A 12,140-nucleotide genomic window follows, 5' to 3' on the forward strand; every position below is an offset into this window, starting at 1 on the left:
GGAAATTACAGCGGTTTACTTTTGATCAGGCTGTCCATCGAGATCACCTGCGGGGCGATCGTCACGCCATCGCGCAGGCGGGTAAGGCCTGTGTAAACGATGCGGTCTCCTGCTTTCAGGCCGTCTTTCACAAAGTAATAGTTGCGGCTCTGGTCGCCGATGGCGATGGGCCGGCTCACAACCTTGTTGCTATCGGCCACCACAAACACCAGCACTTTGTCCTGCATTTCGAACGTAGCCTCCTGCGGCACTACCAGCGCCTCCTTGTATTGTTTCAGGATGCGGATCCGTCCTGTGTTGCCCGAGCGCAGCAGTCCCTTTGAATTGGGGAACACCGCGCGAAAGGTGATGGCGCCCATGGTCTTGTCGAACTGGCCATCCACGGTCTCGATCCTGCCCTTTTCGGGATAGACGCTGTCATCGGCCAGCACCAGCTCCACGGGAGGCAGGTTACCGATCTTTTCTTCAATGGTGTTGCCTGGTGCTTCTTCCTTGAACTGAAGGAAGTCGGCCTCGCTCATGGAAAAGTATGCGTACACTTCATGGATGTCTGAGAGCACGGTAAGCGGTTGCGCTTCACCCCTGCCCACGAGGCTTCCCGTCTTATGGGGGATGCGGCCGATGTATCCGCTCACAGGCGCTTTCACCAGCGTATAGCCAACATTGATTTGCGCGTTGCTCACCATGGCTTCTGCCTGTGCCACGGTTGCCCTGGCAGTCTGCAAGCTTGACTTCGCAGTCTTCATCTGCACCTCTGACACCACGTTGTTCTGCACCAGCGGCGTAAGGCGCTCCACTTCGAGCTCGGCTTTTTCAAGGTTGCCTTTCGCGGCCAGCAGTGTTGCATTGGCGTTGGCAAGCTGCTCACGGTAAGGTTTATCGCTGACGCGGAATAAGGGCGCGCCTGCTTTTACATAAGCACCTTCGTCGGCGAAGATCTGCTCGAGATAACCATCTACCTGCGGTCTGATCTCAACATTGACCTTGCCTTCCACCGTGGCGGGAAATTCGCGGTAAGTAGTGGCAGACAGGTTGTTGAGTGTCAGCACAGGAAGCATGGGCAGCGGCATCTGGCCATCGGTGTTTCCCGATGAGGTGGTACAGCTCTCCGCTGCTACCAGGATTCCCAGCAGGCCTATCATAGATAATAGACGACCGGTATATCGTTGATTGTTAGTATAGCTCATAACATTTGTTAGGTTGGTTAAAGAAAAAAAGAGTTTAATCCACCTCTTTTGAAGGCGGATGGATCAGGTAGAAAACCTTTTTTGGTGGATCTTACGGCAGTGCGAGAGCACCGCGCTTATTCTGCTGTGTTGATCATGGCAATCGTCCGGTAATAGCTTCGGGTTTGCTTTACACGAAAAAACAGCTTAAAAAGTTTTATATCGCATACCATTATCTTCATGTTTTTAGTTTACGAAGTAAAAGTAATCGCTTAAACTTTTTTTGAATTTACTTTATGCGGGGATTAATTGTACTTTTCACGGATCATGCGCTGAAAAAGTGAAGGTGTATGTCCGGTATGTTTTTTAAAGAAACGATTAAAGTAAGAGTCGTCTTCGAACTTCAGCTGCCACGCGATCTCTTTCATATTCTGATCGCCCCAGAATAACAACCGTTTGGCTTCGGCGATCCGCTTCTCATCGATCACCTGTTTGGCAGTTTTACCCACCGCCGATTTGATCACATCGTTCAGGTGCCCGGGCGTGACATACAACATATCGGCGTATTGCGCCACCTGCGTCTTCTCCCTGAAATGGAGATCTACCTGGTATTTGAACTGATGCACCAGCTTGTTCTGCATGGCATCCATCTGCATCACCACGAGGTGCTCACCGCGGATGCGCGCGCACGAGATGATGAAGGCACTCAGCAGGTTACGGATCACCACTTCTTTTTTCGGCTTGTCGCCATAGAACTCCTCCAGCATCAGGTCTGCGTAGGTCTTGAGCTCCCGCACATAACCTTCTTCGATATCCATGACTACGTGGCCAAACATACATTCCCAGCAGGCGATCCATCCCATCATCTCGGTGATGAGGAATTCTTTATTAAAGGAGATGCAGATCATTTCACAATTTTCAGTTCCTACGATCTGGGCGATCTGGTCGGGAGTCATAGAGATCACTGCGGGAGCCGTGATCGTATACTTCTCAAAATCAATAAATTGAGTGATGCTACCCCGCAGCAGTAACGTGATGCTGTAACCTTCATGACGGTGAGGTGAATGCAGGCTCGTGAAGATCTCATCGGGCTCTGACTTGATGATGGCAAAATCTTTACCACCGGCGCACGCGATGAAATTATAAACGGGAATGATGGTATCTGTTACTGGCATTGGCAAAAGATTGTTTGTTGGTTCCGTCTTCACATACCGCTCCGCAATGTATAATGCGAAAGTGTGGGAGAAAAGTTTCATAAGAGGATTTTGGGTGACGTCTTTTTTTTGAGTTTCAATCGAACAGAGGTGTTGTGGAAGAGTCCACGGTCCACGGTCGACAGTCCACGGCCGCGGGTGTGAAGTCACTCGAGCGGTGCTTCGCTCTTGATGGCAGTAGCAGACTCGTACCTCGTAAATCGCACCTCGTACCTTCCTGACACACCTGCTGTGGACTGTGGACCATCGACGGTGGACCATTCATGGCGTTTGTATGGAAATTTTGGTAGTTTGTCTAAAAAACAAGCGCTGGCGTCACCGGATGGATACATTTAAAGTTAATGGCGATAGATGAATTCGCGGAAGAACGATATCCTGTTCAACGTTCAGTTCTGGCTGTTGTACTTCGCATACGAATGGCTGGCAAACGCAGCGGTTGCCTGTGAATACAGGCGCTACCTGATCAACGCCATCGTCATTGTACCAGTCACCTTCGCGGGAGCCATGTTCACCGTACATGTGCTCTTCAAACATTATTACCTGAAAAACAGGAAGCGGCTTTTCTGGGCAGGCCTCATTGTGAGCATGGTGGCGTTCGTATTCCTGCGCAGGGCATTCAACTACTATTATACTTATCCCCTGTATTATCCGGAAGGGAACACCACGATGTCGTATGTGTTTCTGCCCAAGCTGATCATCGAAGGCGTGAGCATGTACCTGATCGTAGGACTGTATTCGATGTTTTACTTCATCAAGGCGTGGTATGAACAGCAACGGCTGGCCCAGGAGTTCAAGCAGGCCAAAGTGGAAGCGGAACTGGCCGTGCTCAAGTCGCAGGTGCATCCGCATTTTATCTTCAACACGCTGAACAACATCTATTCGCTCACCTTACAACGCCATGACAAGGCGCCGAACCTGATCCATCACCTGTCGTCGTTCCTCAGCTACAACCTGTATGACGGAACATCGCGTACCATACCCCTCACCAAGGAGCTGGAGCACATCAACAACTACATCGAGCTCGAGAAGATCCGCTATGGCAACCGCCTCGATGTTTCCGTCAATGTGTTCGACCCCATCGATAACTTCAACATCAGTCCCCTCCTGCTGTTGCCCCTCATCGAGAACTGCTTCAAGCATGGTGTCACGCCTGCCACCGGAAACTGCTGGATCCAGGTTGACATCTCGCTGCAGAAAGACTGGCTCACCGTAAAATTCGAGAACAGCCTCTCCGGCGAACACCGGCAGAACGGACACCGGAACGGCATCGGGCTGGAGAACGTAAAACGAAGACTGGAGATCATTTATCCCGAAGCGCATGAGCTCCGGTGCATCCGCGAGCAGCAATCTTACCTGTCCATACTAAAAATCAAAAACCTGACGCATGACAATTAAATGTATGGTCATCGATGATGAGCCACCGGCACGGGCACTGCTGACCTCATACATCTCCAAGGTTGACGACCTGAAGATCGTATGCCAGTGCAGCAACTCGATCGAAGCGTTCAGCTTCCTGCAGCGGAATGCTGTCGACCTCATGTTCCTCGATATCCAGATGCCGGGCATGAACGGACTGGAGCTCATCAAATCGCTTCACCGCGGGCCGCGCATAGTGCTCACCACCGCTTTCCGCGAATATGCTTCCGAAGGATTCGAGCTCGACGTGCTCGACTATCTTGTAAAACCCATTTCGTTCGAACGTTTCCTGAAAGCCATCGCCAAATATCATCACTATTTCCCCAAACCATCGACGCCCGACAATGCCGTCGCTACCGATGCCTTCGACCAGGCTTACATGTTCATCAAGGTGAACAAAGACCAGGTGAAGATCTTCCTGAAGGATATTCTCTACATGGAAAGCATCAAGGACTATCTTAAAATTATCACGGAAGAAAAATCGTATATCACCTACCTGCGGCTCAGCTACATGGAAGAGAAGCTGCCCGAAGGAAGATTCCTCAGGGTTCACAAATCGTACATCGTTTCACTGGGCAAGGTGAAAGCGTTTCGCAACGACACGCTGAAGATCGGGAACGCAGAGATCCCGGTAGGACGTGTTTATCGACAGCGGTTTATGGATGTGTTTTCTCCGAAGTAGGTGTCGGTAACTAGAAGTCAGGAGTCAGAAGCCAGGAGTCAGAAGGAGCAAGTAGTAAGTAGTAAGGAGGGGTACTTCCAGGAAAAGAGATTCAGAGTCCTGCGGCTTAAATCCTTGCGTTACCTGTGTTGGCCGGACTCCTTACTCCTTACCTCTGGCTCCTTACTACTTACTTCTGGCTCCTTACTACTTCTCATACCATCGGGTGAAGAACTAAAAGAACAGACTCTTTCAATCTCGTGCAGATACAATACATGGGTCTGCAATTCCACACCAGTGAGCTCATTGTCGCGGAGAATGACCACTACATCTTCCTCGTCTTCGTCTCTCCAAACTTGTTTGATGAAGCAGAGAAACATACCATTGCCGAGTGTGGGTGACCAAATGCCGAGGGCGTTTCCGCTACCGGCACTCCTGAGAAGCTCCTTGACTATTTCGTATTTTGACGTAGCGAAATAACGCGTATCCATAACGTTGTCTTTTGAAGTTAAGAAATCCGGTATGACCCTGGGCAAAAGCCGCACCCGCAGGAGAAAATGGGGCAACACCTTGCTGCTGGACCAGCAATTATCTTTTCTATGATGGGAATTGTCGTTAACCGGGCAATGGCGGCCGTGAATGGCCGCCCTTTCACTTCAAACCAAAAAACGTGAAGAACATAAGAGGATAGATCAATTCCCCTTCAAATTCAACAATTCAACTTTTCGGAAGTCGATGGGTTGACCTTCGCTTTGCAGGGCGATGAATCCGGAGGTCAGCGGTTTTCCTTCCTGCCAGAGGGTGCTGTCGTAACCCTGCACCACACCACCGCCCATGGAAGGCCTGCTGTATTGCAGCACGGTGTCGCCATTGATCATGTGGGTAATGAGCGAATCGCCTAACACAATCAGCTCTGCCCGCACCCACTCATCTTTGTCATAGGTCTTGGAAGTTGAGTTCAGGCAATGACCGTTGTACTTCTCTCCCTGATATACGATCTCGGTGCCGGGTGAGCACATATTGCCTGTGGGGCGCGGCTTGCCGTCGCCGAGGCCAGCCAGGAACTGCATCTCCACTGAAATGGGCCAGTTCTGCTCTTTAGGCATGCTGCGCGGATCCTGCGAATGGAACATCACACCACTGTTGAGAATTGTATAGTCCGGGGCACCACGCTGCAGCTCGCCGGTAAATCGATATTCCACCACAAGGTGAAAATGCGAGAACGGCTGCTTGTAGTAGAGATGGGCAAACTGGTCGTTGAAATCTCCGTACTGGTCGTAACGTACTTTAATCATGCCGTCTTCCACGCGAAAGGTGTTGCCAAAGTTCTCACCAACGTCGTGATGGTGGATCTTCACAATCCAGTCGTTGAGGTCGCGACCGTTGAACAAGGAGATCCATTCATTCTCCTGCTGCTGTGTTTCTGTCTTGGGACTGCAGGCGAAGAGCATTAGTAGTGCCGCGAATAGCATTGAGTTTTTCATAGTGATAGTGACTGCTGGTTAAAGTGCGGAATATAGCGATTAGGGGGGAAATGAGTGTCTTGGGCTAGAAGTCAGAAGTCAGGAGGAGCAAGTAGTAAGGAGTAAGGAGGATTCGCGTATTTGGGCCTTTTCGTTTGTGGGCTTTATGGTTCTCAGTGGCTTTGTGGCAAAAAAACGGGGCCGGTACCCTTAAAAAGAAGAAACCCCAGACAGCTTCCGGGGTTTCAATAAGATCAAAGAAAGACCCTCTCTAAAACTTTAATCTTATGGGACAAATGTAATGAATGTATACCTAAAAAGTACTATGCCGTGGGATTCTAATTAATACCTAATTATTCTTTTTTTATTCCAAAATGTCACCAAATACGGGCTATTTATGCTCTTATCCGGGGCATTTTGCCGGTCGGTTCTACGTATTGAAGCAGGTAAGCAGCAGTTTCCCCGATCGGGACCCGTTTGTGGTTTGGGAACAGCCACGGAAGCTGGTATCTGGCCATCATACCGCACAGGCACATCTTTTTTGATGGCCATGGCCGAACAAAACCAAAAACATTATGAAAAGAGCATTTGTTCGATCATGGGTGCTGTTGTTTGTGCTGGTCAATGCTGCTTTCTCGCAAAAGCCGACTGTGGTAACAGATAATAAACCGGGCTGGCGCAAGATCGGAGAGATCACCGCGAGCTTTAAAACTGAAACCGAGTCCATCGTAGTGCTTGGTGCAGATGAGTTTTCATCTATCAAATTAAAGGTTACAGATGCTCCCATCAACCTGCTACACCTGCAGGTATTTTACGAGAGTGGCGACATGGAGGAGATCAAAGTCGACCATCAGCTCCAGGCAGGTGCAGAAACACGCGCATTTCCCTTAAAAAATCCCTACCGGGATATTCAAAAGGTGGCTTTCACCTATAAGACTCTGCCCAACGCCCAGAATGACAAAGCAGCGGTAGAGCTTTACGGCCTCAAGACAGGACTCGAAGGCGAGTCGGATGCTTATCGCAAAGAGCGGGAAAAAGCTGAAAGAGATGCCGAAGACGCTGGCAAAAACGCAACGCAGGAAGCTGAAGAACGATCGGATAAAGCCGGCGACCAGGTGGCTGAAACCGCCGGTAACATTGGCGCCGGCATCAAAGACAAGGTCTATGCAGACAAGGTAGCTCCCGACGGGAAAACCATCTACATCGACAAACACGCCAAGTTCTACTACATCAACGATGAAGGCAAAAAGGTGTTTATTCTGAAAAGCCAGATGAAGGATAAACCGGATGAATGAGTTGAAAAGTTTAAGTTTAAAGTTTGAAGTTTAAAGTTTGAAGTTGGAGGTTTTGAAGTTGGAGGTGCGGCTTCGTGATCGGGCACAACTTTAAACCTTAAACTTGTAATTTTAGACTTCCAGCAGACTCCGTACATGCCCTGCGATCTCGTTAAGCGGCAGTATGACTGATACCCCGCCCGTTAGGATGGCTTTGTGTGGCATTCCGAAAACGGTGCACGATGCTTCATCCTGCGCAATGGTATAGGCACCTTTCTGATGCATGGCCAGCATGCCGGTGGCGCCGTCATCGCCCATGCCTGTAAGGATGATGCCGATGGCATGTTTGCCTTTCACCTCAGCAACAGAATTGAAAAGTACATTGACGCTGGGCCGGTGCCGGTTCACGAGCTCGCCCTGGTAGATCCTGATCAGGGTGCGTCCGTTCTGGTTGCGGAGTGCCATGTGGTAGCTGCCCCTGGCAATGTAGGCTGTGTTCCGTTCTACAGGTTCACCGTCTTCCGCTTCTTTAACGGTAAGGGCGCACATATCATCAAGACGTTTGGCAAAGCTGGCTGTGAACTTCTCGGGCATGTGCTGAACGATCATGATGGGTGGCGCGTTTTCCGGCAACGCCTGGAGAAAGGTCTTCAGGGCATCTGTTCCTCCCGTAGAGGCACCGATCGCAATCAGGGTACCCGCCGAGGCAGCGTATTGCCGTGGCACAACACTACCCCTATTCGCAACAGCATCGGCTTTCGGGCCACGCTCCTGCCCTGCTCCCTTTCTGGCAAAATATGCCGACCGCACTTTGTCCACAAGCACGATCCGCGACTCTTCTACCTCGAGCTCGCCGGAGAGGTTGGGTTTTGCCATCACATCCACAGCACCCATCTCGAGGGCTTTGAGCGCTACGTCAGCACCCTTCAGCGTCTGGTTGGAGATCACCACCACCGGCATGGGTGCCTGTATCATGATCTTCTTCAGAAAGGTAAGGCCATCCATGCGTGGCATCTCGATGTCGAGCGTGATCACATCCGGTTTTTCGCGCTGGATCTTCTGCACGGCAATGTAGGGATCGCTGGCAGTGCCGATCACCCTGATCTCGGGGTCGCTTTCCAACAGGCTCCTGTAGGTCTGCCGTACGAGCGCGGAATCATCAACAATCAGTACTTTGATCACGGGCGTTCCGGTTAGGTCATCAATTTTTGGTAGATGGTGGGCTGAATGCTCTTCAGCGGAAGTGTTGTGCCGAGCGCGGTTTCAGAATGTCCCAGGAACAAATACCCTCCCGGCTTGAGCCTGGCTACGATCCGCTCCAGCACTTCATTGCGTGTGCGGGCATCGAAGTAGATGATCACGTTGCGGCAAAAGATAAAATCGAAATGGCATGGCAGGTTGTACTGTTTGTTGTTCAGGTTCAACACACCCAGGCTGATCCGGCTGGTGACCTCGGGGGAATTAAACCTGAGCGAAGGGTTCTTGCGGCCCGGCACAACCGTGAAATATTTTTCTTTGATCCGGTCAGGTATGTTCTCCAGTTCCGATGAGAACACTCCTTTGGCGGCGCTTTTCAGCGAAGGTACGGAAACATCGGAGCCCACGATCCTGTAATCGAGGGAAGGCATATCGTTCCGCAGCTCGTTCAGCACAATGCCCAGCGTGTACACTTCCTCTCCCGTGGAGCAGCCCGCGCTCCAGATATTCACCTGACGCGTTGAACCCAGGCGCCTGTAGTAGTCGGGTAACAGGTTTTTCAGAAACTCGAACTGGTAATTCTCCCTGAAGAAAAATGTCTTATGGGTGGTGATGTGGTCCACGAACAACTGATATTCCGCGTCAGCGTGTTCCGTTTTGAAAACGTGATCGATGTACGCCGCAATGGACGTCATCTTGAGCGCATGCAGTCGTTTGACGAGCCGCGACTCCAGCAGCACTTTCTTTTCACGGGGGATGCGCAGCCCGTATTTATTGGAAAGATACTGCGTCAGGAAGCTGAACTGCTCATCGCTGATCTTCCCATATGCGGGATGCGAATCGTCAAAAGCCGGTGGCGTCTTCTCACTCATGTTATGAATCCTTCAGCTTCAGGGCATTGAGGATCAGCGCCATGCTGCCATCGCCGAGGATCGATGTGCCCGAAAAACAGTCCACTCCGGTCAGCAGCTCGTTCAGCGGTTTATAAACGGTCTGCAGCTTGCCGATGATCTCGTCTACCACCACAGCCACCTTCGTATCGTTCTTGTTGATGATGATCACCGTCTCCTGCTCTGGAAAATCTTCTATGGCGAAATATTCACGCAGGGAGACAAACGGCATCAGGAGGCCGTCGTAACTGATCTGCCTGCTCTTTTTGTTGAAGAGCCTGGCGTGACTTTCCTTGTAACAATATTCAACTTCATTGATGGGGATCAGGTATTTGTTGTCTGCCACACTCACCACCAGCGTATCGAGTATGGTGAGCGTGAGCGGAAGCCGGAGCGTGAAGATGGAGCCCAGGCCTTTTTCTGTGCTCACCTCGATATCGCCGCGAATGGCCGCAATATCTTTTTTTACAACGTCCATGCCTACACCCCGGCCACTCACGGTGGTAACCTGGTCTGCCGTTGAAAAACCGGGAGCCATCATCACATTGATCAGCTCCTTCTCGGAATAGGCCTGGTTCCTGGTCAACAACCCCTTCTCGATACCTTTGGCCCTGATCTTGTCGAAGTCGATGCCGTTGCCGTCGTCCTGCAGCTGGATGAAGACGTGATCGCCGCTGTTGTACGAGTAGAACTTCAGCAGCCCTTTTCTCGGTTTGTTCCTTCTTTCGCGCTCTTCGGGGTTTTCGATGCCGTGGTCTATGGCGTTTCGGATGATGTGCATCAGGGGAGCCTCCAACGCGTTGATCATGCTGCGGTCGAGCTCTGTATCGAGGCCTTCGGTAATGAACTCCACTTCCTTACCCAACGCCTTGGATACACTGCGGATCAACCGTTCGAGCTTTACATTTAATATATTCAGCGGTACCAGCCTGATGTTGAAGGCCGAATCACGCAACCTCAGCGTTAAGCGTTCCAGCTTCTCCATCGCCTCCACCACTTCCGGGTTCTGACCGCCGCCCATTAAATGATAGAGCTCCGACCGGAAGATCACCAGCTCACTTACCACGTTGATCAGCTGATCGAGCTTTCCTGTAGACACACTGACGTGGCCTCCCTTGCGCGACCTGCGTGAGATCTTATCCAGCGACTCATCTTCTTCAGCTGCTTCGCCCTGCTGCACCGCTGTTGAAACGGTTTCAGGCTCTTCCGTGTGCTGCGCCTCGGGGGCGTTCAAAAACCCGGGCATGAGCGCTTCCACCATCTTCAGGCGGTCTTCGATCTGATGCGCGTCAAGCTGAATGTGTTTCCGGTATGGTTCGGAAGAAAAGAGTCCTGCATCTGTGATCTCAAGCACCGTATACTCCGACGGTTTCATAAAAAGGAACACATCTTTCACGGCTTCAAGGCCGGCTTTCGAGGCCAGCAGGATCTCGAACCATGAAACGACCTCCTTGTCGGCCAGCTGTTTCTCGAAGGGAACGGTCTCATCATGGACCATAAATTCCGATGCGCCCAGCTCCTGCAGCTCATCCAGCATGGCCTGAAAATTCAGCCCGCGTTTGTAGATGTTCTTTTCCGGCCTGAGAATAATGGCGTACGCTTTATTGTTGTTTGCCGCGCCACCAGCCGTTGCGTGATTCGCAGAAGCTGCTGTATCGTCTTCCTTCAGTTTTTCAATGTCCTTAATGATCTTCTCCGCCTGCTTGCCCGAATCTTTTCCATCGATGAGGTCGGCCAGCACATCCACGGCATGCAGGGTCAGGTCCAGGATAAAATCGTCCTGCTGACGAATGCCGTCACGCACATCGGAATATACACTCTCCAGCTCATGCGAGAGACGTTCAACATCCTTGAACCCGAACATGCCCGCGCTTCCTTTCAACGTGTGCAGGTACCGGTAGATGTTGTTGATCATATCAGCGTCTTCCGGATCTTTCTCGAGCTGCAGCAGTGCCTGCTCGAGGTCCTTCAGGAGCTGTTTTGCCTCTTCAATATATTCCTGATGGAAATCCGCGTTCATCGCAGGGCCTTTTTAACGATCTTGAGAAAATCCTGCGTCTCGAAGGGTTTTTTGATGAACGCGGTGATGTTGCCGTCCATGGCCTGCTGGATCTTTTCCTCGCGCACCTCCGTGGTGAGCAGCAGGATGGGTATGTAAGTGTACGACTCCATGGCGCGAACTTTCTGAATAAGCTCGGCGCCATTCATGTTGGGCATGTTGAAGTCCGTAATGAGCAGGTCGATGGGTCTTCCGTCGAAAAGCTGCACCGCTTCATTGCCATCGGCCGCTTCCATCACGGAATAACCTTCTTTGGCAAGGGTGCTTACTATGATCTTGCGGGAAACGTTGAAATCTTCCGCTACAACGATATTTTTACTCATGGGGGTTAAATTAGTACTGCAAGTTCTTTTTCGAACACCTTTGTGGCATTGAGGATCATGTAAAAATCCTCTTCTACCTTATACATACCGTCAAGCGTTTGTGTATCAAAACCCATACGCTCCAGCACTGGCGGCAACAGCTTTGATTCCTGGATGGTGATCACGTCGATCACTTCGTCGATCAGCACGCCTACGTCGATCACATCTTCGTGGTGATGTACCTCCAGGATGATGACCTTGGTACGTTTGTCGATCACGGTCTCCCCCAGCGCAATCTTTTTGGCCAGGTCTACCACCGGGATCACGTTGCCTTCAAGGCTGATGGCACCTGCGATAAAGTCAGGAGCCTTGGGCACTTTCATCAGCTTCTCGAGGTTGATCACCCGCAGTACATTCTCCACATCGATGCCGAAAAGCTCTTTGTTCAGAGAGAAGAGCAGGCAAGGTATCTGCTTCATAGCTTTGGTTCTTTAGGCT

The 12,140-nt window shown here is 51.0% G+C and carries 11 protein-coding genes; 3 read left to right on the forward strand and 8 right to left on the reverse strand.

The window, feature by feature from the left end:
* Positions 1-5: 5 nt before the first annotated feature.
* Entirely contained in the window at positions 6-1,142 is a 1,137-nt protein-coding gene (locus KK083_RS12230; RefSeq protein ID WP_254163521.1) for an efflux RND transporter periplasmic adaptor subunit, read from the reverse strand.
* 329 nt (positions 1,143-1,471) lie between these two features.
* Complete coding sequence (locus tag KK083_RS12235) at positions 1,472-2,341, reverse strand: AraC family transcriptional regulator (protein ID WP_254163522.1); 870 nt, start codon at positions 2,339-2,341, stop codon at positions 1,472-1,474.
* A gap of 390 nt (positions 2,342-2,731) precedes the next feature.
* On the opposite strand from KK083_RS12235, the gene KK083_RS12240 reads away from it, so the two are divergent.
* Entirely contained in the window at positions 2,732-3,775 is a 1,044-nt protein-coding gene (locus tag KK083_RS12240; protein ID WP_254163523.1) for a sensor histidine kinase, read from the forward strand.
* Positions 3,765-4,478, forward strand: a complete 714-nt coding sequence (locus KK083_RS12245) for a LytR/AlgR family response regulator transcription factor (protein ID WP_254163524.1) — start codon at positions 3,765-3,767, stop codon at positions 4,476-4,478. Before KK083_RS12240 ends, KK083_RS12245 begins: the two co-directional genes overlap by 11 nt.
* A 671-nt stretch (positions 4,479-5,149) precedes the next feature.
* Here the strand turns inward: KK083_RS12245 and KK083_RS12250 are convergent.
* Positions 5,150-5,941, reverse strand: coding sequence for a 3-keto-disaccharide hydrolase (locus KK083_RS12250; RefSeq protein WP_254163525.1), 792 nt, complete (start codon positions 5,939-5,941; stop codon positions 5,150-5,152).
* A gap of 554 nt (positions 5,942-6,495) precedes the next feature.
* Here KK083_RS12250 and KK083_RS12255 point away from each other — a divergent pair.
* Complete coding sequence (locus KK083_RS12255; protein ID WP_254163526.1) at positions 6,496-7,215, forward strand: DUF2541 family protein; 720 nt, start codon at positions 6,496-6,498, stop codon at positions 7,213-7,215.
* A 111-nt stretch (positions 7,216-7,326) separates the two neighbouring features.
* Here the strand turns inward: KK083_RS12255 and KK083_RS12260 are convergent, their stop codons facing one another.
* The 5 genes from KK083_RS12260 to KK083_RS12280 are packed head-to-tail and all read right to left on the reverse strand — an operon-like array spanning position 7,327 to position 12,121.
* Positions 7,327-8,376, reverse strand: coding sequence for a protein-glutamate methylesterase/protein-glutamine glutaminase (locus KK083_RS12260; protein ID WP_254163527.1), 1,050 nt, complete (start codon positions 8,374-8,376; stop codon positions 7,327-7,329).
* Positions 8,377-8,387: 11 nt separating this feature from the next.
* On the reverse strand, positions 8,388-9,263 hold the full coding sequence (locus KK083_RS12265) for a CheR family methyltransferase (protein ID WP_254163528.1): 876 nt from the start codon (positions 9,261-9,263) through the stop codon (positions 8,388-8,390).
* Position 9,264: 1 nt separating this feature from the next.
* Entirely contained in the window at positions 9,265-11,301 is a 2,037-nt protein-coding gene (locus tag KK083_RS12270; RefSeq protein ID WP_254163529.1) for a chemotaxis protein CheA, read from the reverse strand.
* Entirely contained in the window at positions 11,298-11,663 is a 366-nt protein-coding gene (locus KK083_RS12275; protein WP_254163530.1) for a response regulator, read from the reverse strand. The genes KK083_RS12270 and KK083_RS12275 overlap by 4 nt, the downstream gene beginning before the upstream one ends.
* A gap of 5 nt (positions 11,664-11,668) precedes the next feature.
* Positions 11,669-12,121, reverse strand: a complete 453-nt coding sequence (locus KK083_RS12280) for a chemotaxis protein CheW (protein ID WP_254163531.1) — start codon at positions 12,119-12,121, stop codon at positions 11,669-11,671.
* Positions 12,122-12,140: the final 19 nt, after the last annotated feature.

The organism is Chryseosolibacter histidinae, from assembly GCF_018598225.1.
Lineage (GTDB): Bacteria > Bacteroidota > Bacteroidia > Cytophagales > Cyclobacteriaceae > Chryseosolibacter > Chryseosolibacter histidini.